This window comes from Castellaniella sp. GW247-6E4, from assembly GCF_040276065.1.
Classification (GTDB): domain Bacteria; phylum Pseudomonadota; class Gammaproteobacteria; order Burkholderiales; family Burkholderiaceae_B; genus Castellaniella.
This window is the reverse complement of the sequence record NZ_JBELOI010000002.1, coordinates 144812-168346: the sequence shown is the minus strand read 5'-3', so window position 1 is coordinate 168346 and position 23535 is coordinate 144812. Positions and strand designations below refer to the sequence as shown.

The 23535-nt window shown below is 66.7% G+C and carries 21 protein-coding genes and 1 tRNA gene; 13 read left to right on the top strand and 9 right to left on the bottom strand.

The features are described from left to right. Nucleotides 1–22: 22 nt before the first annotated feature. A complete protein-coding gene (locus ABS761_RS03920; RefSeq protein WP_350406779.1) occupies nt 23–1153 on the bottom strand; it encodes a S1C family serine protease in 1131 nt (376 codons plus the stop codon). Between the two features lie 52 nt (nt 1154–1205). On the opposite strand from ABS761_RS03920, the gene ABS761_RS03915 reads away from it, so the two are divergent. Next, nucleotides 1206–1982: a Nif3-like dinuclear metal center hexameric protein gene (locus ABS761_RS03915; RefSeq protein WP_350406778.1), complete on the top strand. Its 777-nt coding sequence runs from the start codon at nt 1206–1208 to the stop codon at nt 1980–1982. 11 nt (nt 1983–1993) lie between these two features. Here ABS761_RS03915 and mscL read toward each other — a convergent pair whose 3' ends face one another. Further along, nucleotides 1994–2446: a large conductance mechanosensitive channel protein MscL gene (gene mscL / locus ABS761_RS03910; protein WP_350406777.1), complete on the bottom strand. Its 453-nt coding sequence runs from the start codon at nt 2444–2446 to the stop codon at nt 1994–1996. Nucleotides 2447–2570: 124 nt separating this feature from the next. Here mscL and petA point away from each other — a divergent pair, with 124 nt between their 5' ends. From petA to ABS761_RS03865, 9 genes are all read left to right on the top strand, one after another. Next, nucleotides 2571–3215, top strand: coding sequence for a ubiquinol-cytochrome c reductase iron-sulfur subunit (gene petA, locus ABS761_RS03905; protein ID WP_350406776.1), 645 nt, complete (start codon nt 2571–2573; stop codon nt 3213–3215). 50 nt (nt 3216–3265) lie between these two features. Then, the gene (locus ABS761_RS03900; protein ID WP_350406775.1) at nt 3266–4651 is read left to right on the top strand and encodes a cytochrome b; all 1386 of its coding nucleotides are present in this window, start codon (nt 3266–3268) and stop codon (nt 4649–4651) included. A gap of 26 nt (nt 4652–4677) precedes the next feature. Continuing rightward, entirely contained in the window at nt 4678–5526 is an 849-nt protein-coding gene (locus ABS761_RS03895) for a cytochrome c1 (protein ID WP_350406774.1), read from the top strand. A gap of 228 nt (nt 5527–5754) precedes the next feature. Then, a complete protein-coding gene (locus ABS761_RS03890) occupies nt 5755–6363 on the top strand; it encodes a glutathione S-transferase N-terminal domain-containing protein (RefSeq protein WP_350407049.1) in 609 nt (202 codons plus the stop codon). A 3-nt stretch (nt 6364–6366) separates the two neighbouring features. Then, the gene (locus ABS761_RS03885; protein WP_350406773.1) at nt 6367–6810 is read left to right on the top strand and encodes a ClpXP protease specificity-enhancing factor; all 444 of its coding nucleotides are present in this window, start codon (nt 6367–6369) and stop codon (nt 6808–6810) included. A gap of 54 nt (nt 6811–6864) precedes the next feature. Next, nucleotides 6865–6940 (top strand) — tRNA-Thr (locus ABS761_RS03880). Between the two features lie 127 nt (nt 6941–7067). Further along, nucleotides 7068–9317: a PhoX family protein gene (locus tag ABS761_RS03875; RefSeq protein ID WP_350406772.1), complete on the top strand. Its 2250-nt coding sequence runs from the start codon at nt 7068–7070 to the stop codon at nt 9315–9317. Then, entirely contained in the window at nt 9277–10593 is a 1317-nt protein-coding gene (locus ABS761_RS03870) for a carotenoid oxygenase family protein (protein ID WP_350407048.1), read from the top strand. Before ABS761_RS03875 ends, ABS761_RS03870 begins: the two co-directional genes overlap by 41 nt. Continuing rightward, the gene (locus tag ABS761_RS03865) at nt 10590–11054 is read left to right on the top strand and encodes a DUF2141 domain-containing protein (RefSeq protein ID WP_350406771.1); all 465 of its coding nucleotides are present in this window, start codon (nt 10590–10592) and stop codon (nt 11052–11054) included. The genes ABS761_RS03870 and ABS761_RS03865 overlap by 4 nt, the downstream gene beginning before the upstream one ends. 25 nt (nt 11055–11079) lie before the next feature. Here ABS761_RS03865 and ABS761_RS03860 read toward each other — a convergent pair whose 3' ends face one another. Beyond that, nucleotides 11080–12465, bottom strand: coding sequence for a chloride channel protein (locus ABS761_RS03860; protein WP_350406770.1), 1386 nt, complete (start codon nt 12463–12465; stop codon nt 11080–11082). Nucleotides 12466–12511: 46 nt separating this feature from the next. Next, entirely contained in the window at nt 12512–13090 is a 579-nt protein-coding gene (gene thpR, locus ABS761_RS03855) for an RNA 2',3'-cyclic phosphodiesterase (protein ID WP_350406769.1), read from the bottom strand. Nucleotides 13091–13160: 70 nt separating this feature from the next. On the opposite strand from thpR, the gene ABS761_RS03850 reads away from it, so the two are divergent. From ABS761_RS03850 to ABS761_RS03840, 3 genes are all read left to right on the top strand, one after another. After that, nucleotides 13161–14117, top strand: a complete 957-nt coding sequence (locus ABS761_RS03850; protein WP_350406768.1) for a TAXI family TRAP transporter solute-binding subunit — start codon at nt 13161–13163, stop codon at nt 14115–14117. Nucleotides 14118–14201: 84 nt separating this feature from the next. After that, nucleotides 14202–16220, top strand: coding sequence for a TRAP transporter permease (locus ABS761_RS03845; protein ID WP_350406767.1), 2019 nt, complete (start codon nt 14202–14204; stop codon nt 16218–16220). A gap of 2 nt (nt 16221–16222) precedes the next feature. Next, entirely contained in the window at nt 16223–16633 is a 411-nt protein-coding gene (locus tag ABS761_RS03840; protein WP_350406766.1) for a DUF1850 domain-containing protein, read from the top strand. A 12-nt stretch (nt 16634–16645) separates the two neighbouring features. Here the strand turns inward: ABS761_RS03840 and ABS761_RS03835 are convergent, their stop codons facing one another. From ABS761_RS03835 to ABS761_RS03815, 5 genes are all read right to left on the bottom strand, one after another. Next, complete coding sequence (locus ABS761_RS03835; RefSeq protein ID WP_350406765.1) at nt 16646–18121, bottom strand: NAD-dependent succinate-semialdehyde dehydrogenase; 1476 nt, start codon at nt 18119–18121, stop codon at nt 16646–16648. Between the two features lie 10 nt (nt 18122–18131). Next, a complete protein-coding gene (locus ABS761_RS03830) occupies nt 18132–19373 on the bottom strand; it encodes an iron-containing alcohol dehydrogenase (RefSeq protein ID WP_350406764.1) in 1242 nt (413 codons plus the stop codon). 11 nt (nt 19374–19384) lie between these two features. After that, the gene (locus tag ABS761_RS03825) at nt 19385–20398 is read right to left on the bottom strand and encodes an Ldh family oxidoreductase (RefSeq protein WP_350406763.1); all 1014 of its coding nucleotides are present in this window, start codon (nt 20396–20398) and stop codon (nt 19385–19387) included. Between the two features lie 15 nt (nt 20399–20413). After that, complete coding sequence (locus ABS761_RS03820) at nt 20414–21748, bottom strand: FAD-dependent oxidoreductase (RefSeq protein ID WP_350406762.1); 1335 nt, start codon at nt 21746–21748, stop codon at nt 20414–20416. Nucleotides 21749–21863: 115 nt separating this feature from the next. After that, nucleotides 21864–23534, bottom strand: a complete 1671-nt coding sequence (locus ABS761_RS03815; protein WP_350406761.1) for a hydantoinase B/oxoprolinase family protein — start codon at nt 23532–23534, stop codon at nt 21864–21866. Between the last annotated feature and the right edge of the window lies 1 nt (nt 23535).

Sequence of the window (23535 nt, the reverse complement as noted above, 5' to 3'; positions counted from 1 at the left end):
ACCGCCCAGTGCCGGTTTCACCTCAGCGGTGCGACGCCCGCGTCACTGCCGGACGCTCGCCGACCCGTGCCTCGACCTCCAGGGCCCGGCCGCCGCGCAGCAGGCCCAGGCGCACACGGGTGCCTTGCGGCAGCGGCGCCAGCCGGTTGAGCAGATCGACCGAATCGCGCACCGGCGCGCCGTCCAGGGTGCGCACGATATCCCCCACCTGAATGCCGGCGGCCGCGGCCGGCCCCCGCGGCAGCACGCGCGCCACGATCACGCCGGCCGCCTCGCGCAGGCGAAAGGCGCGCGCCAGGTCCGGCGTGATGTCCTGGGGTTCGAGGCCAAGCCAGCCGCGCCGCACGCTGCCATGCTCGATGATCTGATCGAGGACGCTGTGGGCCGCCGCCGCCGGAATCGCGAAGCCGATGCCCAAGGAGCCTCCGGTCTCGGAATAGATGGCCGTATTGATCCCCACCAGTTCGCCGCGCGTATCGATCAGCGCACCGCCGGAGTTGCCGGGGTTGATGGCCGCATCGGTCTGGATGAAGTTCTCGTAGATATTGATCCCGAGGCGGTTGCGCCCCAGCGCCGAGACGATGCCCATCGTCGTGGTCTGGCCGACACCGAAAGGATTGCCGATGGCCAGCACCACGTCGCCGACGCGGACCTCGCGGCGCGGGCTGAAGGCGATCACCGGCAGATCGGACAAATCGACGCGCAGCACCGCCAGGTCGCTCTCGGGGTCGGCGCCCACGAGTCGGGCGGGCGCCTGCCGGCCGTCATGCAGGGCCACCCGGATGGCGTCGGCCGACTCGATGACGTGGTGGTTGGTCAGAATGTACCCGTCGGCGCGCACGATCACGCCCGAGCCCAGGCTGACCGAGGACTGGCGCTGGGTAAAGCCGGGCAAGCGGCGCAGCAACTGTTCGAGCCCCGGATCGCCTGGCAGCGGGATCAGCGGCACGTCCTCGTGCCGCTCGGTATAGATGTTGACCACGGCGGGCGCCGCGCGCTCGACGGCGGCGGCATAGCCGTGCACCGCGTCCGGCGGCGCCGCGGAGGGCGCCGGGCCCCAGCCCAGCCACTGAGGCCGCAGGGTCGAAACAATGAACAGGATGCCCAGGCACACTGTCACGGTCTGCGCGAAAATCAGCCACAATCGACGCATAGAATTCCCGCCGGCATCAACACATCAAGAACCTGGATCGAAGGATGAAGACATGACACAAACCACCCTGCACGAGCTCGCGGCATGGCTCGACGACACGCTGCAAACTGGGCGGTTCCGCGATTATTGCCCCAACGGCCTGCAGGTCGAGGGCCGCGAATCCGTCGGCCACATTATCGCCGGTGTCACGGCGTCGCAGGCGCTCATCGAGGCCGCGATCCGCGAAAAGGCCGATGCCATCCTGGTGCATCACGGCTGGTTCTGGAAGAACGAGGACCCCCGCGTGCGCGGCCCCAAGCGCGCGCGCCTGGCGCGCATGCTCGAGCACGGACTGAGCCTGTTGGCCTATCACCTGCCCCTGGACGCCCATCCGGTGCTGGGCAACAACGCGCAACTCGCGCGGGTCCTCGGCTGGGAGCCGGCGCTCGATGCCGCCGGCGCGGCGCGGCGCTGCGGGCCCGACGACCTGGTCTGGCTGGGCCGGCCTCGTACGGTGGCCCCGCTGGCCGAGCTCGCCCGGGACGTGGGCCACCGGCTGGGGCGCGAGCCGCTGGTGATCGGCGAAGCGGAACGCCCCATCGCACGCGTGGCCTGGTGCACGGGCGCGGCGCAGGGCATGATGGACGCCGCTGTCGATGCCGGCGTCGACGCGTACCTCACCGGCGAGGTGTCCGAGCAGACCGTCCACCTCGCGCGCGAAACCGGGGTGGCCTTCATCGGCGCCGGCCACCACGCCACCGAGCGCTACGGTGTGCAGGCCCTGGGCGCCGCAGTCGCTGCGCGATTCGACATCCGCTGCGAATTCGTCGATATCGACAACCCCGTCTGAGGGCCGCGCCGCTATTTTTTCAGCGCGTCGCGGATCTCGCGCAGCAGCAGGACGTCCTCGGGCGTGGCCGGCGCCTCAGGCGCCGGCGGCGGGGCCTCGAAGCGGCGCCTGGCGTTGTTGACCGCCTTCACCATGATGAACACCACCAGCGCCAGCAAGAGAAAGTTGATGAACACAGTCAGGAAGTGACCCCAGGCGAACACCACGCCACCCGCCTTGGCGAGGGCCTCGTGCGTCTGCGGCCCCGCATAGCCCTCGGGCGTGCGCAGGACGAGGAACAAGTTGTCGAAATTGACCTCGCCGCCCAGGATGAAGCTGATGATCGGCATGACAAGGTCGTTGACAATCGAATCGATGATCTTGCCGAACGCGGCGCCGATGATCACGCCGATCGCCAGGTCCATCATATTGCCCTTGATCGCGAATTCCTGGAATTCCTTGATGAAACCCCGTGCCTTACCCATGCAACCTCCCTTCTTGGTTTTCGCCCTACTTGGCGTAACGCTATAATACGCGGCTGAAGAGCCTTTTGCGCAAGCAGATATTTCAACGCAAAGCCCAGCGGGCACAGCTACCAGGGAAACCAGAATGAGTCAGAATACGACACAGTCCGACGAACAGGGCGCGGTCGATCCGAACCTGCCACCCGACCCTTCCCGCCGATTCTGGGTCGCATCCGCCTGTACCTTGGGCGGTGTCGCCGGCGTGGCCACGGCGGTCCCCTTCGTCGGCTCGTTCGCTCCTTCTGAAAAGGCCCGCGCCGCCGGCGCCCCCGTCGAGGCTGACATTTCGGGCCTCGCGCCGGGCCAGATGATGACCGTGGAATGGCGCGGCAAACCGGTCTGGATCGTGCGCCGCACGCAGGCCGAGCTCGACGCCCTGCCCAAGCACGACGCCGAGCTGGCCGATCCGCAATCCGAACGTCCGGGCTTCACCCCCGAGTTCGCCAAGAACGAATACCGCTCGCGCAAACCCGAAATCTTCGTTTGCATCGGCATCTGCACGCACCTGGGCTGCTCGCCCACCGCGCACTTCCAGCCCGGGCCTCAGCCCGGCCTGCCGACCGACTGGCCCGGCGGCTGGTTCTGCCCCTGCCACGGATCCACCTTCGACCTGGCGGGACGGGTATTCGCCAACAAACCGGCCCCCGACAACCTCGAAATCCCGCCCTACGTTTTCTCCGCCGACGGCACGCGCGTCACCATCGGCGTCGACGAAAACGAAAAGGCCTGATGATCCGCCTGGATCATCGTTCCGTGACACTGAGAACCTAGGAGCCATTCATGGCCGAGAAAAACGTCGAGACGACCGGATTGCTGGGGTGGGTGGATCGCCGCTTCCCGCTGACCAGCATGTTCAAGGAGCACATGTCCGAGTACTATGCTCCGAAAAATTTCAATTTCTGGTACTTCTTCGGATCGCTGGCACTGCTGGTGCTGGTCATCCAGATCGTCACCGGGATTTTCCTGGTGATGAGCTACAAGCCCGATGCGCGCTTCGCCTTCGAATCCGTCGAATACATCATGCGCGAGGTGCCGGGCGGCTGGTTCATCCGCTACATGCACTCGACCGGCGCCTCGATGTTCTTCGTCGTGGTCTATCTGCACATGCTGCGCGGCCTGTTCTACGGTTCGTACCGCAAACCCCGCGAACTGGTCTGGATCTTCGGCGTGGCGATCTTCCTGTGCCTGATGGGCGAGGCGTTCTTCGGCTATCTGCTGCCGTGGGGCCAGATGTCCTACTGGGGCGCCCAGGTGATCGTGAACCTGTTCTCGGCCATCCCCTTCATCGGCCCCGAGCTCTCGCTGTGGATCCGCGGCGACTACGTGGTGTCCGATGCGACGCTCAACCGCTTCTTCGCCTTCCACGTGATCGCCATCCCGCTGGTGCTGATCGGCCTGGTCGCGGCGCACATCCTCGCGCTGCACGAGGTGGGCTCCAACAACCCCGACGGCGTCGAAATCAAGCAGGGCCCCAAGGACAAATACGGCCGCCCGGTCGACGGCATCCCCTTCCATCCCTACTACTCCGTGCACGACATCGTGGGCGTGGCCGGGTTCCTGATCGTGTTCGCGGCGATCATTTTCTTCGGCCCCGAGATGGGCGGCTACTTCCTCGAGTACAACAACTTCATCCCGGCCGATCCGCTCAAGACCCCGCCGCACATCGCGCCGGTCTGGTATTTCACGCCGTTCTACACGATGCTGCGCGCCACCACCAGCGACTTCACCTGGGTGCTGGCCGCCGCCGCCGCCATCGCGGCCGTGGCGCTGTTCATCAAGGGCCGGCTGCCCGGCCTCTGGCGCGTGCTCGTCCCGGTCATCCTGCTGGCCGTGGCCGTGCTGCTCAAGGTCTTCGACGCCAAGTTCTGGGGCGTCGTGTCCATGGGCGGCGCCGTGGTGATCCTGTTCTTCCTGCCCTGGCTGGATCACTCGCCGGTCAAGTCCATCCGCTACCGCCCGGACTGGCACAAGGTGCTGTACGCGATCTTCATCATCAACTTCCTGATCCTGGGCTGGCTCGGCACGCAACCGGTCACCCCGGTCTACACCATGATGGGCCAGATCGGAACGGTCATCTATCTGGCGTTCTTCCTGTTGATGCCCGTCTGGAGCCGCCTGGGCACCTTCAAGCCGGTGCCCGACCGCGTCACGTTCAGCGCCCACTGAGACCATCACCACGTTACGGAAAGATCATGATCAAAAAATTGCTCGGTGCCCTGGCTCTCTCCTTGACTTGCGCGATGGCCTTTGCCGCCGAAGGCGGCGTGCACCTGGACCGTGCTCCGGACCGCATCAACGACGTGGCCGCGCTGCAGAACGGTGCCAAACTCTTCGTCAACTACTGCCTGAACTGCCATAGCGCGAACTCCATGCGCTACAACAAGCTCACCGACCTGGGCCTGACCGAGGACGAGATCAAGAAAAACCTGCTGTTCACCACCGACAAGGTGGGCGAGCTGATGACCATCGCCATGACGCCCGAGGACGGCAAGAAATGGTTCGGCACCGCGGCCCCCGACCTGTCGGTGATTGCACGCGCCAAGAGCACCACGATGGGCCCCTCGGGCGTGGACTACATCTACACCTACCTGCGCACCTTCTACCGCGACACGTCCAAGAAAACCGGCTGGGACAATACGACCTTCCCCAGCGTGGCCATGCCCAACGTGCTGTGGGAACTCGAGGGCCCGCGCAGCATGACCCGCATCGCCGTCCATGAGGTCGCCGCCGATGACGGCTCCACGCACTGGGCGCGCTCGACCACGTCCTTCGACCAGGATGGCTTCTCCAAGGTCGAGACCCAAGTGCTCAAGGACTACCATGGCGGGCCGTCCGAGAAAATCACCTTCTCCTCGCCCGATCCCAAGCAGTTCAGCGCCTTCGAGAGCAGCGTCGCCGACATCAGCAACTTCCTGGGCTGGATGGCTGAGCCCAACCAACTCCTGCGCAAGCAGATCGGCGTCTGGGTCCTGCTGTTCCTGTTCATCTTCCTGTTTGCCGCCATCCGCATGAATGCGTCATACTGGAAACACGTCCGGTAAATCGCGCGCCCTTCGGGGCGCGTGACTGCCCGGCGAATCGAATGGGCGTGTCAAACGCCTATTTCGTTTGCAGGGCGCGCACCGCCGGTTTCCATCGACGGCACACGCCGACTGGAAACCGTCCCCGTCCAGGGGGATAATCGCCCACTGGAGGGGTGCCGCCCTCTTCTTGCTGCTCCGCCCGGTCACGGGTCTGGATCGAAACCTCTTTGCATGGGAACCCACGACATGATGGTGCTCTATTCCGGAACGACCTGCCCCTTTTCCCAACGTTGCCGCTTCGTGCTGTTCGAAAAGGGCATGGATTTCGAAATCCGCGACATCGACCTGTACAACAAGCCCGAGGACATCGCCGTGATGAATCCATACGGCCAGGTCCCCATTCTCGTCGAGCGCGACCTGATCCTGTACGAATCGAACATCATCAACGAATACATCGACGAGCGCTTTCCACACCCGCAGCTCATGCCCGCCGATCCCATCATGCGCGCGCGCACCCGGCTGTTCCTGTACAACTTTGAAAAAGAGCTGTTCGTGCACGTGTCCGTGCTCGAGAACCGCAATCCCGTCGACGCCAAGACACGCGAGACCGCGCGCAACAATATCCGCGACCGCCTGTCTCAACTCGCCCCTCTGCTGGTCAAGAACAAATACATGTTGGGCGAGGAGTTCTCGATGCTCGACGTGGCCATCGCGCCACTGCTGTGGCGCCTGGACCACTACGAGATCGAACTGCCCAAGAGCGCCGCGCCCATTCAGAAATACGCCGAGCGCCTGTTCTCGCGCCCGGCCTACATCGAGTCGCTGACGCCGTCCGAAAAGGTCATGCGGCGCTAAAACATGCAGGAAGCCTCAACCAAACCCTATCTGATCCGCGCCCTGCACGAATGGTGCATGGACAACGGCTATACGCCGCACATCGTCGTCACCGTCGATGCCAACACCGTGGTTCCCGCAGCCCACATCCATGATGGCCAGATCACGCTGAACATCAGCCCCCTGGCCACCAACCGGCTGGCCATCGGCAACGACTACATCGAATTCGAGGCCCGCTTCAGCGGGGCCACCGAGCACCTGTTCGTGCCCGTGGCGGCGGTGGCAGCCATCTACGCCCGTGAGACCGGCGCGGGCATGGGTTTTGAGGTGATCGAGTCGCAGCCCTATCCCGGCGGCCTGGACGGCGGCGCGGATGCCGGCCCCGAGCCTCGGCGCGGCCCGGCACCGGATGGGGACGGAGACGACCCCCAAGACCCCAAGCCGCCCCGGCTGAAAGTCGTCAAATAGGCGGACGATCCGCGCGGCGGCCAAGCCGCGCGATCCTGTAGAATAGGCAGCCTTGCCGGCTTAGCTCAGTTGGTAGAGCAGCGCACTTGTAATGCGAAGGTCGGGGGTTCGACTCCTCTAGCCGGCACCACTGCATTCAAAGACTTGCACCACGGGGGGCCGTGGTCATCATCGGGTCACATCACCGGGCCACCATGTCGGCAGGCCGCGCGGCTTGCGCGAGCCCACTCGATTGCTCCCACTCATAGGCCCCCCCGATGAAAGATTTCGACCTGGACGACATCCCCGCGAATCCCTCGCAAGCCGAACCCCTCGAGCAGTTGCGGCAACGCCTTGCCAACCGGCGGCGCCTCCTGAAAGGCGGCCTGGGCCTTGGCGCGGTCACCTTCCTGGGCGGCCTGCTGCCAGCAGCGGCGGCGACCAACGCCCCAACCGCCACCGCGGGGCCGAAGGCCACGGGCCTGGGCTTCAAGGCGGTGCCCATGAGCACCGCGGACATGCTGGCCGTACCCGAAGGCTATGCCCATGCCGTCATTAACCGCTGGGGGGATCCCCTGTTCGCGGATTCCCCGACGTTCGCCGGCCAGGCCACGGAAGGTGGCGATGCCCAGGCCCGGCAGATCGGCTACAACCACGATGGCCTGCATTTCTTTCCCATCGCGTCCTCCGGCGCACCGGATGGCTCATCCGAAGGACTGCTGGTCACCAACCACGAGTACGTCACGCCGCACTATTTTTTCCCGCGCGGTGTCGAGCCGGGCAATGCGCAATGGAACCTGGATTGGATTCGCAAGGCCCAGCATGCGCAAGGCGTCTCGGTCACGCACATCCGCCTGGAACCGCAGGGCGGCTGGCGACTGGTGGCCAATTCGTCGTTCAACCGCAGCATCCACGCCAACACCCCGATCCGCATCATCGGCCCGGCCGCCGGGCACGCGCTGCTGCGCACGAGCGCCGATCCACGCGGCGAGACGGTCCTGGGCACCTTCGGCAATTGCGGCAACGGCTGGACGCCCTGGAACACCTATCTGACCTGTGAGGAAAACTTCACGGACTATTTCGGCATCGACGCCCGGGACGCGGATGCTGCCGAGTACCCCGACGAGGACTATCGCTGGGACACGCACGACGCCCGCTTCAACTGGACACGCGAACCCAATGAATACAACCGCCACGGCTGGATCGTCGAGATCGATCCGTTCGACCCACAGGCCACGCCTCGGAAGCTCACCGCCCTGGGCCGGTTCAAGCACGAGAACGCCGCCCTGACCATCGGCGCCGACCGCCGTGTCGTCGTCTACATGGGCGACGACCAGCGCAGCGAGTACCTCTACAAGTTCGTCTCGGACGGCGAGTACCGTCCCGACCGGGATGCCCACAATCGTCAATTGCTGGAGCGCGGCACGCTGTACGTGGCCCGCTTCGAGGCAGGCGCCGATGGCAACGGCACCGGCCGCTGGATCCCGTTGACGCTGGACACGCGCGCCCTGGACGGCCGCCGCCTGGGCGAGACCTTCAACGAAAACCTGGGCGAACTGCTGATCAAGACCCGGCAGGCGGCCGATGCGGTCGGCGCAACCCCGATGGACCGCCCCGAATGGGTCGCGGTCCATCCGCACACCCGTGAAGCCTACGTCACCCTCACCAACAACAGCGACCGCGGCAGCGGCAAGGCGCGCTGGCCGGGCGGCCCGGCGCACCCCGGCGCCGACGGCGGCGCCAACCCCCGCGACAAGAACATCTACGGCCAGATCGTGCGCTGGCGCGAGGACGACGACAGCGCGGCCAGCCCCACATTCAAGTGGGACCTCTTTGTACTGGCGGGCAACCCCACTTTGTACGACGAGGGCGACGCCCGCCGCGGTTCGTCCAACGTGACGCGTGAGAACACCTTCAACAGTCCCGACGGACTGGGCTTCGACCCGCAAGGCCGGCTGTGGATTCAGACGGACGGCAGCTATAAGAACAATGGCCAGTACGCCGGCCAGGGCAACAACCAAATGCTGGTCGCCGATCCGACAACGGGCGAGTTGCGGCGCTTCCTGACCGGACCCAAAGGTTGCGAAGTCACCGGCATCACCTGGACACCCGACCAGCGCTTCGTATTCATCAACATCCAGCATCCGGGCGAAGGACCTGAGCTGGCCGAGGCCCAGCGCAACCGTTATCGGCGTCCACCTGGCCCGATGGCCCGGCGGCCACGCGACCGCGCCCGGCGACCGTCGTGGTCTGGCAGCACGACGGCGGCATCGCCGGCGGTTAAGCGGCGGGGGGGCGGTCGCCGCCCCCCCGCGGTTTACTTTCCATCGGGGCTACAGGACAATGCCGCCAACAGCCCCCATTTCGAAGTCCCCCATGACACGCGCCCCCCAGTCCTCCGGACAGCCATGGCTCGCGGGCCTGGCCACCACCCTCGACACCGAGTACGACTACCGCCCCCGCGTCGAGGGCCGGCTGCCCAGTGCCTTGCGCGGCACGCTCTACCGCAACGGCCCGGGGCGCTTTGACCTGGGCGGCATGCGCAAGCAGCACCTGCTGGACGGCGACGGCATGATCCAGGCCTTCGATTTCGGGCAGGATGGCGTGCGCTACCGCAACCGCTACGTGCGCACCGCGAAATTCCTGGAGGAACAGCAAACGGGCCGCTATACCCGGCCGACCTGGACCACGCGCGTGCCCGGCGGGCCCTGGCGCAATGCCGGCAACCGCATCCGCTCACAGGCGGGCGTCACCGTCGTGGTCAAGAACGACCGCCTGTATGCCTTCGATGAGGTTGGCCAGCCCTACGGCCTCGATCCGCGCACCCTCGAGACGCTGGGCGAGCAGGCCCTCGGGCCGGCCGGGATACCCCTCGACTACAAGGCCCACACCAAGACGGACCCGAACACCGGTGACTGGGCCCTGATTGCCTTCCAGCACGGCCCGCGCAACCATCTCCACTTTGTGGAGCACGCGGCCGATGGCACGCTGAGACGTCACCAGCGCGTCGCCGCTCCGCGCGCCTCTTATATCCACGACTGGTTCCTGACCGAGCATCACGCTCTGATCCTGCTGCATCCGATCGAATTGTCGCTGGCAGGCTATCTGGCGGGCCTACGCAGCTTTACAGAGAGCCTCCACTGGGACGCCTCGCGGGGCAACCTGCTGCTGGTGATCGACCGGGCGGGGCAGGTGCCCATGTGCGTCCTCGAGGCGCCCGCCAGCTTCATGTGGCACAGCCTGAACGCCTACGAGCACGACGGGGCGATCGTGGCGGACTTCGTCGGCTATGCGGCACCCGACCACTTTATCGGCGAACGCGCGGCATTCCGGCAAATCATGCTGGGTGCCGCGGGCGAGGCCCGCCATCCCGGCCTGCTGCGTCGTTACGTGATCGATCCGGCGCGGCGGCGGCTCACCGAGGACATCCTTTCCGAGCTCAATTGCGAATTTCCCATCATCGATCCCCGCACCGCCACACGTGCCCACCGATACGCCTACGTCACGACCGCGCCGGGGCCAACGGTATTTCACAGCGGCCTCGCGCGCATCGACACAGTCGGCGGGGGCGCCGATGTCATCGACCTGGGGCCGCGGACCCACCTGGGCGAACCGATCTTCGTCGCCGACCGGGACGCGTGCGACGAGCGCGGATGGCTGCTATCCCTGGGCCTGGATGGCGACAGCGGGACATCGTTCCTGGGCATTTTTTCCAGCGACGCGCTGGCTGACGGACCGGTGGCGCGCCTCTGGCTGGATCATCCCACGCCACTGAGTTTTCACGGATACTGGCAATCAGCATGAACTCTCGCTTTTCTTCCATACCCCTGCCCCGCACGTTTGCTCGCCTGCTGCTTGCGGCGGCCCTGGCTTGGCTGTCGTCGGCCCACGCAGCGGACCTCCACGTCGAGGTCACGGGCATCCGCAGCACCGAGGGTGTCATGGCCATCGTCGTGTTCGCCGCTCCCGGGGCAGGGTTTCCCTTTAAAGACAATTTGGCGATCCACCGCACGCGCGTGCCCATCGACGAGGCCAGCGGCCAGTGCGCCACCACGATCCAGGGCCTGCCGGCAGGCGAATTCGCCGTGGCCATCTACCACGACACCAATGACAGCGGCGCGCTCGAGACCGGACTGCTGGGCAGGCCCAAGAAACCCTACGGGTATTCCAACAATCCCAAGCCCCTGGCGCGTGCCGCCCGCTTTGAGGAAGCCCGTTTCGAATTGCCCAGGCAAGGCGCGACGATCACCATCGAACTGCAGTGAGGAGGGCCCTTGCCACGGCCGCACGTCAGCCTCGACCATGCGAGCCGGGGGGCGGTCCCTGGCGCCGCCCGCGCCACCAGCGCAGCAAGCCATGGGACAGATGGAGCTTTTCCTGGCTGACGGGCATGTCGGCGCGCACGCGCACCCAGGACGACTTCGCATAGGCCAGCCGCTGCTCGGGGTAAACGCTGCGATGGCCAATGGTCAGATAGGCGGCAATGGCCGCGCCGGCCACGTAGAGGGTGCCAACCACGCCGCCAAAGAGCTCCACGCCCATGAGGATGGCCGCCAGCGGCGTGTTCGATGACGCTGCCACGACGGCGACCAGGCCCACCGCCGCACCCAGCGTCGGACTGATGCCGAACAGATGCGCGCAGGCATTGCCCGCCATGGCACCGATCACGAATTGCGGCGTTACGATCCCCCCGTAGAACCCGGAGCCGAGGGTGATCGCAACCAGCAGGATCTTCCAGAAGAACCCGGCATAGGGCATGGCTTCGCCCGCCAGCGCGCGGTCCATCAGTGGCAGGCTCAGCCCCAGATAGTCGACGGAAATGAACTGCACCAGCACCGCCAGCACCACCCCTCCGGCCAAGGGCATCAGGGGCGGCCAGATTCCCCAGCGCGTCTGGATACGCATACAGAGCCGCCGCACACCGAACACCATGTCCACGAAGAGCCGCGCCACCAGCCCGCTGAGCGTGCCGATCAGCACGATTTTGACGAACAGCAGCTCGGAAAACGCCGGCAGGCCCCCGATATCGTAGTACTCGTAGGAGATACCCCAGACCCTGCTGATCTGGAACGAGGAGACCCCCGCGATCATGGCGGGAAACAAGAAATCATGGCGAATCCGGCCGATGGCCAGCATCTCGATGCCATAGAGGGCACCGGCTATCGGAGTTCCGAAGACGCTGGCGAAGCCCGCGCTCACGCCGCAAGCGACGACGCGTTGCTGCAATTCGGCATTGAGCCGGAACACGCGTCCGATGGCCGAACCCAGCGACGCACCCAGGTGCGAGCAGGGCCCTTCCTTGCCGGCTGAACCGCCACAGCCCAGGGTGACGATGGCTGCCACGGGCTTGATCAGCATCGTGCGCAGCGGCATCCGGCCGGCCTGCTCGAACACGGCCGCATGGATCGAATCCTTCAACCCGCCGGTATAGGCGCGATAGCCGTAATACAGCAACAGGCCGTTGGCCAAGCCACCGAGCGGCAACAGGATGGCCTGCATCCACAAGGGAATGCCCAGCGAACGATCGGTGAAGAAAAACAGAGCATGCAGAAAGATGCTGACCCCTGATCCCACCACGCCGCCGACGATCGTGGCGAGGACCATCCACTGTGCCACCGTCGCCAGCATCACGACCGGCTCGAGAACGGCAAGACGCGGCATGCGGGGAGGTTTCATGGCAAAGAGCGGCGGCATCCGCCGCGAGGAACCCGGGAAGCCGAAATTATAGGATGCCGCCCGGCGCCACTACGCACTCGGCCAGCGCCTCGTAATACGAGCCGGTCTCGCGCGGCGTGGACGCCACCAGGACACAACGCCGCGGCCGCCAGACGACGGGACGCACGCCGCCCAGGGTGGCCAGATCCCCCGGCCCCGCCCTGCGCAGCAGCGAAACGTGGGGCCTGAACGCCTCGCCGGCAGCCGGGAACCCCAAGTCCTCCAGGCCGGCCCACAAATCCGCATGCAGGGCGCCCAGCCAGGCGGGCCAGGGTTCCGAAGGGCCCACCCAGACGATGCGCGGCCCCTTGAAGCGCCCGAATCGATCCAGGACGAGTTCGCCGCCAAGCGGTGCCCAGGCGCGGATCATCGCGCACAAGGGCGGGATGCGATCGCCCGGGACCGGGCCCAGAAACGCCAGGGTCAGGTGCAGCGTATCCGCGCGCATCGGCCTGCCGCCGTACAGCGCATGCGCGCGCGCCACGGGATGCGACAGCGCGCGCACCGTCTGCGGGTCGGGCCACAAGGCGACGAATAAACGCCTGGGCCGGGCGCCGTCCTTAGGGTGATTACCGGGTTCTGTCATGGATATTCCCTGATACGATCACAGTCTACCCGGCCCATCGGGTCAAAAGTTGAAGCTCAAAGGAGACATCATGCAATTGACGAAATGGCTGGCGGCAATCGCCATGGCGGCGGCCACCATCGCGGCGGGCCCGACACACGCGCAAACCAAGTTCATCAACATCCTGACCGGCGGCCAAAGCGGTGTGTACTATCCGCTGGGCGTGGCGCTATCCCAGATCTACAGCAAACACATCCCGGACGCGAAGTCGACGGCCCAGGTCACCAAGGCGTCGGCCGAAAACATGAACCTGCTGCAGGCGGGCCGTGGCGAGCTCGCCTTCGCGCTGGCCGACACCGTGTCCGACGCCTACACCGGCAATGCCGAGGCCGGCTTCAAGGCTCCGCTGACCAAGCTGCGCGGCCTGTCGGCCACCTATAACAACTACATCCAGATCGTCGCCAACGCCGACTCGGGGATCAAGACCCTGGCCGACCTCAAGGGCAAGCGCATCTCGGTGGGCGCGGCGCGCTCGGGCACCGAGCTCAACGCGCGCGCCGTGCTCAAGGCCGCCGGCCTGAGCTATGACGACTTCAGCAAGGTCGAATACTTGCCATTTGGCGAGTCCGTCGAGCTGATGAAGAACCGCCAGCTCGACGTCACCTTGCAGTCCGCCGGCCTGGGGGTGTCCTCGATCCGCGACCTGGCCACGTCGGTCAAGATTGTCGTCGTGCCCATCCCCACCGACGTGGTCGCCAAGATCGGCAATGAGGCGTACCAGCCCGCCACGATCCCGGCCAACACGTACGAGGGCCAGGCGGCCGACACACCGACCGCGGCGGTGCCGAACTTCCTCGTCACGCAGAGCGACGTCAGCGACGACCTGGCCTATCAAATGACCAAGGTGCTCTACGAAAACCTCGACACGCTCGCCTCGACCCACAATGCGGCCAAGGCGATCAAGCTCGAGAACGCCCTCAAGGGCATGCCTGTGCCCCTGCACCCCGGCGCCGAGCGCTACTACAAGGAGGCCGGCCTGATCAAGTAAGCACGCCCCAGCCGTCGGCATCGGCCTCCAGGCGGTTCATACGACCGGTTTGAACCGCCTTTTCAATGAACAGGAACCCGCCACATGAGTTCTTCCCACGACCTCGCCGACCGGCCGCTGCCGCGCGCCATTTTCTGGATCGCGGTGGCATTTTCATGCTTCCAGGTGTGGACGGCCGCCTACAGCCCGATCTCCAGCCAAGTAGTCCGGGCCGTGCACGTCGGCTTCGTGCTGCTGATGATCTTCACGCTCTACCCGGGACGCGGCGGCCGCGCGAGCGCGGCGCTGGGCTGGGTGCTGGGGCTGGCGGGCTTTGCCGCGAGCTTCTATCACTGGATCTACGAGGCCGATCTCACCGCACGCGCCGGCCAGATGACCGACGCGGACATGGTGATCGGCATCCTCACCATCGTCCTGGTGTTCGAGGCCACGCGCCGCATCATGGGCTGGGCACTGCCGATCATCTGCGGGATATTCCTGCTGTACGGCCTGTTCGGGCAATATCTGCCGGGCCCGTTCATGCACCGGGGCTACGGCCTGGACCAGATCGTCAGCACCATGAGTTTCGGGGTCGAGGGCATCTACGGCACGCCCACCTACGTATCGTCCACCTACATCTACCTCTTCATCCTGTTCGGCGCCTTTCTCGAGCAGGCCGGCATGATCGCCCTGTTCAGTGACTTTTCCATGGGCCTTGTGGGACACACGCGCGGCGGCCCCGCCAAGGTATCGGTGATCAGCTCGGGCCTCATGGGCACCATCAACGGCTCGGGCGTGGCCAACGTCGTGACCACCGGGCAGTTCACGATTCCGCTGATGAAACGCTTCGGCTACTCCTCGGCCTTCGCGGGCGGCGTGGAGGCCACCGCGAGCATGGGTGGACAGATCATGCCGCCGGTCATGGGCGCGGTGGCCTTCATCATGGCCGAGACGCTCAACATCGCGTACGTTGAGGTGGTCAAGGCCGCCATCATCCCCGCCCTGCTGTACTTCGGGACGGCACTCTGGACGGTACACCTCGAGGCGGGCCGCAAGGGGCTGCACGGGCTGCCCAAGGAGGAATGCCCCAACCCCTGGCAGGCCGTGCGCGAGCGCTGGTTCCTGTTGATCCCGTTGATCGGCCTGGTGGTGCTGCTGTTCTCGGGCTACACGCCCCTGTTTTCGGGCACGGTGGGCCTGGGCCTGACGGTCATCCTCATCTTTGGCGCCGCCGTGATCAAGGGCGTGGGCAACCTGGCGATCCGCTATCTGTTCTGGGTGCTGCTGGGCTTCGCCTGCGCCGGTTTCATCCGCTTCGGCGTCACGGATTTCTTCGTCATCACGGCGGTGCTGGCCGTCTGGCTGCTGGCTCGCAAACACGGCCTGAGCACGATCGGACTGGCCATCAAGGCCCTGGCCGAAGGCGCGCGCAACGCCCTGCCCGTGGCCGCCGCCTGCGCCCTGGTGGGCGTGATCATCGGCATCATCAACCTCACCGGGGTCGCCGCGGCCTTTGGCGGCGAGGTGATCGCCATCGGCGAGAACAACCTGTTCCTCGCCCTGTTCCTCACCATGATCACCTGCCTGGTGCTGGGCATGGGCATCCCGACGATCCCGAACTACATCATTACGAGCTCGTTGGCCGCGCCCATCCTGCTCAAGCTCGGCGTGCCGCTGATCGTGTCGCACATGTTCGTGTTCTATTTCGGCATCATGGCCGACCTGACGCCGCCCGTGGCGCTGGCCGCCTTCGCGGCGGCCCCCATCGCCCGCGAGAACGGCCTCAAGATCAGCATCCAGGCCCTGCGCGTGGCCGTGGCCGGCTTCGTCGTGCCCTACATGGCGGTCTACAGCCCCGCCCTGATGCTGCAAGGGGGCGGCGTGCTGGCGGTGGCATACATCGTGTTCAAGGCGGTACTGGCGATCGCCCTGTGGGGCGCGGGGGTCACGGGCTTCCTGATGACCCCCATACGCTGGTTCGAGCGCATCTACGTCATCCTCGCGGCCTCGCTGCTGGTGGCCGCCGAGCCCTGGACCGACGATGCGGGCTTCATCACGGCGGCCCTGTTCCTCGTCTGGCACACCTGGCGGAGCCGGCGGATGCGCCGCCAGGCCATGGCCTGATCATGCTGGCGGGACTGGGCGTGTGCCTGAGCCTGGCGGCGGCGCCGACCGTCCCGCCGCGCTTCGTGCCCCTGCGGGACTTCACGCTCGCCTGGACACACTCGATCGAAAAGACCCGCTGGGAGGAGGACTACACCGTCCGCCTCGATGCGGACGGCCGCCCGGTCCTCATCCCGGGCCGCGCGCGCATCCGGGGATCGGGCGCCGGCATGGAGCCGCCCCCGGACGCGCGGCGGCTGACCGGCGGTTGGTACGAATACCAGCCGCACACGGCGCCCCTGCATATTCTGCGCATGACACGCTCACCCTATACGGCCGACTACGACTGGTGCGTGGCGGGGCGCTGCGAGCCCATGCGCGCCGTCATGCCGACCGATGGCGGGGTGACGCTGCTGCGGCCTTGCATGCAATGACCGGCGATACCCTCACCACTGGGTCGCAATGTACTTCGCCTCCATGAATTCCAGCAGGCCATGATGCCCCCCCTCGCGCCCCAGACCACTTTGCTTGACGCCGCCGAACGGTGCCGCGGGGTCGGACACCAGCCCGCGATTCAAGCCCACCATGCCGACCTCCAACCGCTCTGACACCCGCAACCCGCGGGCCAGATCGCCCGTATACAGGTAGGCCACCAGGCCGTATTCGGTCTGGTTGGCGAGCTCGATGGCCTCATCCTCGGTGTCGAATGCCACGATCGCCGCCACCGGACCGAAGATCTCCTCGTTCAGGACCCTGGCGTCGTGCGGCACGTCGACCAGGACGACCGGGGAAAAATAATACCCTTCACCCGGTACCGCCCCCCCTCCGACGAGCCGCCGGGCGCCGCGGGCCAGCGCATCCTGGACCAATTCCCCGACCTTGTCGCGGGCCCCGCCGTTGATGAGAGGCCCCAACTGGGTCTCCGCGCGCCTGGCATCGCCCACGACCAGCGCGCTCATGTGCCCGGCCAGAGCCTCGGCGAAGCGATCCACGCTCGCCCGCTGGACATAAAAGCGATTCGCGGCGGTGCAGGCCTCGCCGCCATTGCGCATCTTGGCGATCATCGCGCCTTCGATCGCGGCCTCGTGATCGGCATCGTCAAACACGATGAAGGGCGCATTGCCGCCCAGCTCCATCGAGCAGCTCACCACCTGCCCCGCAGCCTCGGCCAGCAGGATGCGGCCGACTTCCGTCGATCCCGTGAACGACAGCTTGCGCACGCGCGGATCGCGCAGCATCGCGCCGACGACCGCGCCGGACCTCGAGGTCGTGACAACATTGACCACGCCGCCCGGCACGCCAGCCTCGTGCAGCAGCGCGGCCAGCGCATAGGCCGTCAAAGGCGTCTCGGTCGCCGGCTTGAGCACGCAGGTGCATCCCGCGGCGAGCGCGGGTCCGATCTTGCGCGTCGCCATGGCCGCCGGGAAATTCCAGGGCGTCACCAGAACCGAGACCCCGATCGGCTGGTAATGCACCAACATGCGGTTGCCGCCGGCAGGCGCCACGGCCAGGTCGCCCACCACGCGCACCGCTTCCTCGGCATACCAGCGAAAGAACTCGGCCGCGTAATGCGCCTCGCCGCGGGCGTCGGCCAGGGACTTGCCGTTCTCGAGCGCAATCAGCTCGGCGAACCACTCGACACGATCACGCATCAGTTCATAGGCGCGACGCAGAATCTCGCTGCGGCGGCGTGGTGCGGTCCGGGCCCAGGATTGCGCCGCATCGTGCGCCGCATCGACCGCCGCGATGCCTTCCTCGATCGAGGCGTCGGCAATGCCGATGATGCGCCGGCCGGTGGACGGATCGAACACATCGATGCGCCGGCCGGACGCTGCCGGCCGCCACTGCCCGCCGATGAACAAATCGGCGGGAAAATCCGGAAACGCCGCAGCAAAACCTTCTGTCGGACCAAAAATCGACATCTCTTCACCCCTAGTGAGTTTCACGCAATTGCTCTCGCCTGCCCGCATGGGCACTGGCGACGATTTTCTTCATGCTCTCCGGATCCAGCGGGCGCGGATTGTTGCGCACCAGACGGGCCGCTTGCAGCGACTGCTCTGCAACCTCCGGACATTGCCCCGCGGCCAGGCCGAGCTGCTCCAGCGAGGCTGGGATCCCGATACGCCGGAATAGCGCCTCGACGAGATCGATGGCCCGCGCCGCGCGCTGCTCCGCGGTTCCGCCGGTCGCCGCGGCCCCGGCCGCCTCGAACAGATCGGCGATCTGGGCGAACTCCTCGATGCACGCAGGCCGGTTGAACTCCATGACGTAGGGCAGCAACGCCGCCACGCCCGGGCCGTGCGCGGTGTGCGTCAAGGCGCCGACGGGATACTGGATGGCGTGCGCCGCCGCGGTGCCCGCCGCTGCAAAGGCCATGCCGGCGGCGAGAGACCCCAGCATGACCTGTTCGCGGGCCTGCAGGTCCTGCCCGTCCTCGACCGCGCGCGCCAGGTTGCCCGCCAGGGCTTCGATCGCCATGCGGGCGTACAGATCGCTGAACAAATTCTTGCCCACGAAGACCTTGCCCATGGGCGTGTCCGCGGCCGCCGGGCTGCGGACCGTGGTGAACGCCTCGATCGCATGCGTCAAGGCGTCGGCGCCGGAGCCGGCCGTCAGGGACGGAGGGCAGGTCAGCGTCAGTTCCGGGTCGCACAACGCCACGGCCGGAACCAGGTAGGGACTGGAGATGCCGACCTTCATCGCCCGGCCTGGATCCGCCAGCACCGCCACCGGCGTGACCTCCGAGCCAGTGCCGGCGGTCGTCGGAATGGCGATGACCGGCATGATCGGCCCCGGCACGCGGAACTCGCCATAGTATTGGGACAGCGGCCCGCCATGCGCGAGGCACACCCCCACCAGCTTGGCCAGGTCGATGCAGCTGCCGCCGCCCAGGCCCACCAGCATGTCGGGCCCGAATGTCCGGGCGCGCGCGACGGCAGCCTCGATGCATTCGAGAGGCAGCTCGGCGATCGTGCCATCGTAGACCTCGGTCCGGATACCCGCCGCGCGCATGGACTCGACCATGGCGCGCAGCGTCGAATCCTCCTGGTAGCGGCTGTCCGTGCACACCAGCGCGCGCTCGCCCAAGGTGGCCGCCACTGACGCCAATGCATCCCGGCGCCCCGATCCGAACACGAGCAGTCCGGGCGCCCTCGCGATTCCAAAGTTTTCCATGTGAGAGCCTCCTATGCCCCGTGATCATCCCGGCCGGCAAGCTCGAGCAGCCGGCGCCATATTCCAGTCGCGACGGGCAGGCCGTCGCGCATCTTTTCCGTGCGGCTCGCCGCGGCGCGATCACCGGGCACGGCCACCCCCGCGCCCGGCGCACCCGACAGGCGCACGGCCTCCAGGTAATCCGCCAGGGCGCGGCCCGTACCCTGAGTCGAATGGGGATCGATCACAATGAACACGTCGCCCTTGTTGCAGGGCTCGGTCGAATCCAGGGTGCCGCGCACCTCGGGTCCGAGCGCGCAGTCGGTCAGAGCCCCGATCAGCACCTCGAACGCGAGGCCCAGGGCATAGCCCTTGGGCCCGCCAAAAGGCGCGATGGAACCCAAGCGGGCCGCATGCGGATCGGTCGTCGGATTGCCGTCCGCATCCAGCGCCCAGCCCTGCGGAATCGGCTGATTCTGATTCGCATGGTCATGGATCCGCCCCATGGAAACGAGGCTGGTGGCCATGTCCATCACGAATGGCCCCGCCGTCGTCGGCACACCCACCGTCACCGGGTTGGTGCCCAGCATGGCCCGGCGCCCGGCCCAGGGGTGCACCAGCGCCTCGCTGTTGCACAGCCCGATCAGGACCATGTCGCGCCGGGCCACCCGCTCGGCGTACCAGGCCAGCATCCCCAGGTGGTTGTTCCCCCGGATGGCGGCCACGGCCACGCCGCCACCCGCCACCTTGTCCATCAAGACGTCGAGCGCGCGCACGGCAATGACCGGCCCCAAGCCGCCCCCGCCCTCGACGCGCAGGAAATTTCCGGCCCAGGCATGGCGCCCGGTCGCGGACGGATCCGTGACGCCGTTGGCGATGCGCTCGATGACGCGAGGCAGGCGCAGCAGGCCGTGGGACGGGCGGCCGCGCAGCTCCGCCTCCAGCAACAGATCCGCCTGCAGAAGGGCGTGCGCCGGCGGCACGTTCGCCCGCGCCAGCGCCTCCAGCGCGACTGAACGTGCCAGGTCGAAAGGAATCGGCTTCAAAGACGTTCTCCTGTCTCAGGCGAGATCCGGCGTGATCAGCGCGCCTTGACGCTGCAGTTCGTCCTGCAGCCTCTCGACGGGAACCCCTCGGACGCGGTCGCCATGGCCCAGACTGAGCGCGGCCCCCAGGCCGGCCGCCTCCCCCATGGCGAAGCACAGGCCGCCGGCGCGCGCCGAGGATTGCGCCTCGTGCGTGGCCGAGAGATTGCGTCCCGCCACCAGGAGGTTGTCGAAGCCCTTGACCACCAGCGACCCCCAAGGCACGCCGTAATACTCGCCGTCGGGCAGGAACTCCCAATGGGTGGCCTGGCCCCTGCCATGAATCTCCAGAGGCCAGCCGGTGCAGGCGATCCGATCCTCGGGCTTGCGGCAGCCGCGCACGTCATCCTCGGTGAGCACCGCGTCACCCTCGATCATTCGCGTCTCGCGCACACCCACCTTGACGCCCATGTCGACGACGCGCGCACGCTCGAAGCCCGGCACATACTTGCGGAACACCTCCTCGTACAATCCCACCTGCCGGCGCCCCTCGACCTCGGCCGCGCTGAGCTGTTCGGGATCGGCCAGGTTGAAGGGCGCCCCATCCGGAAGGCCCAGCTTGGTCACGTTCAGGTGCACGAGCCCGGGCACCGGGTTGATGTGGAATCCGATGGCTGTGCGCGGCAGCGTATAGCCATCGGCCACGGCACGCTCGAGCAACTCGCGAATCATCGGCCGCGTGAGCGTTCCCGCCCTTTCCTGGTCCACATTGGTGAGACGGAACATGGCCGAACCGTACTGTGTCTCGCCCTCGTCGCCCAGCGCGAACCCGGCGCCGGCCCGTGCCGCCACGTCGCCATCGCCCGAACAATCCACCACCACACGCGGCACGATCGCACTGCGACCGCCCTTGTTCTCGATCAGCACGGCGCGCACGCGGCCATCCTCGACCTGGACGTCGACGGCCGACGTATGCAGCAGCACCTTGACGCCATGGGCCCGCAGCATCTCGTCTGCCACCCCGCGCAAGGCGGTCGCGTCATAGGGCACGCCGATGATCTTGCCGTGGCGCCGCGGCTCGAGCAGCCCCTCTCGACGGATCAGGCGTCCCTCCAGGTCCAGATAGAGGCCCCCGACAGTCCGCCCCAAGCGCTCGTCGTCGATGATGGCGTGCGTGCCGCAGAACCCACCCAGCGTCGCCAGCGTCAGCGTGCCGCCGCAAGTCCCGTAGGCATCAATCAGCAAGGTGTCCGCCCCCGCTCGCGCCGCCGCGCAAGCCGCCATCATCCCGGCCGCACCGGCCCCCACGACCAGCACATCGGGCTGCGCGTACACCGGCACGTTCCGCGCCGGCTCATGTATTGTTTTCACTACTCTGCTCCCATTCAGGGGCCGGCGATCCACCGCCCCGTTTTTCATGCGCCACATCGGCATGCGGCGCCCCTCGTCGATTGTTCGCGCCGTGGCCCCCACGCACGGCCCGCCCTCATCCCGCCATCGCCCCCACACCGTAGATCTCGGCGGCCACGCGCGCGGACAACATGCCCTCCCGGACGTCGGCGGCCACATGCTCGGGATCGCGATCCGCCGGGGACCCGTACCCGCCTCCTCCGCCCAGAAAAATCTCCACGACGTCCCCCTTGAGAAGCTCGAACGAGGACTTTGAGCCGATGCGGATGCGTTCGCCGCCACGATGGATCTGGCAATACCCGGACAGACCCGGCGTCCCGCCCATCAGGCCACCCGGCCGCAGGCGGAAGCGGTCGGCATAGATGGCCAGCTTGACGTCGTCCCGCAGAATCTCGTAGTGGCGGCTGAAGCCGGCGCCGCCGCGGTGGCGCCCGTGTCCGAACGATTCGGGCTCCAGGCGATAGGACACGATCCGGAAATAGCCGCACTGCATGTCCATGACCTCGATTGGCGTGTTCGAACAATTGGACAGCGGCGAATCCACCGCATCGCAGCCGTCGCCGACCGCCGAGGCGCCGTAACCCCCGCCAAACACCTCGAGGCTCACGCGGAAGCCGCCATCCTCCTGCGTCGACAGGCAGACGGCAGTCGTGGTGTCGTAGCCTTGCGCAATCACCCGCTCGGGAACCGCGGCGCTCAGGGCCTGCATGATCGCGCCGAACACGCGATAGCTGCCCTCGAGGCGGGCCCGCACCGGCGCCGGCGACTGCGGGTTCAGGATGCAACCCGCGGGCACCGCCATGTGGATCGGCCGCTTGACGCCCTCGTTGAAGGGAATCCCCGCGCTCGTTACGATCGACTTGATGCAGCTCAGCGTGGCCGCATAGGTCGAGGACAGCGGCACATTGACATTGCGCGCCACCTGCGGGCACGTCCCCGCGAAATCCACATAGATTTCCTCGCCACGCACTTCAACCCGAGCCTTGATCACGAGGGGATCGTCGGTGATGCCATCGTCGTCGATGGCGTCCTCGCCGAAATAGACGCCATCGGGCACCTGGGCGATGGCCGCGCGCATGCGCCGTTCGGTGTAGGCGATGAACTCGCTCATGACCTCGCAGATCGTATCCGCCCCGTATTTCTCGCACATCTGCCGCACGCGCGCCGCGCCGACCGCGTTGGCGGCGTGCTGCGCGTTGAAATCCCCCAGCGTCAGGTCCGGGACGCGCACATTGGCCATCAAGAGGCGCTCGAACGGCCCGCCATTCCAGTCCTGCTGCATGTTGTAGCGTGACGGCGGGATGCGGATGCCCTCCTGGAAAATGTCGCTCGCCTCACTGTCCAGGCCGGCGCTGCCGCCACCGAGATCCAGGTGGTGTGCCACGCTCGCGCCAAAACCCACAACCCGCCCCTCAAAGAAAATGGGCGTGAAGATGAACACGTCGGGCAGGTGCTGCCCGCCGTTATAGGGATCGTTGCTGATCAAGAAATCCCCCTCGCGCAGGGTGTCCGCGGGAAAGAGCTCCAGACAGGGCCGGATCGTCGTCCCCATGGGGCCGAGCTGGATCGGGATCAGGTCCGCCTGGGCAACGACATTGCCTTCGCGGTCGAGCAGCGCGGCGGCGCCGTCGCGCGCCTCGCGCAGGATCGTGGAATAGGCCGAGCGGATCAGCTTGGCGCCCATCTCGTTGGCCACCGCATGCAGGGCCTGGCTGATCATTGCGTAATCGAGTGGCGATACTTTCATG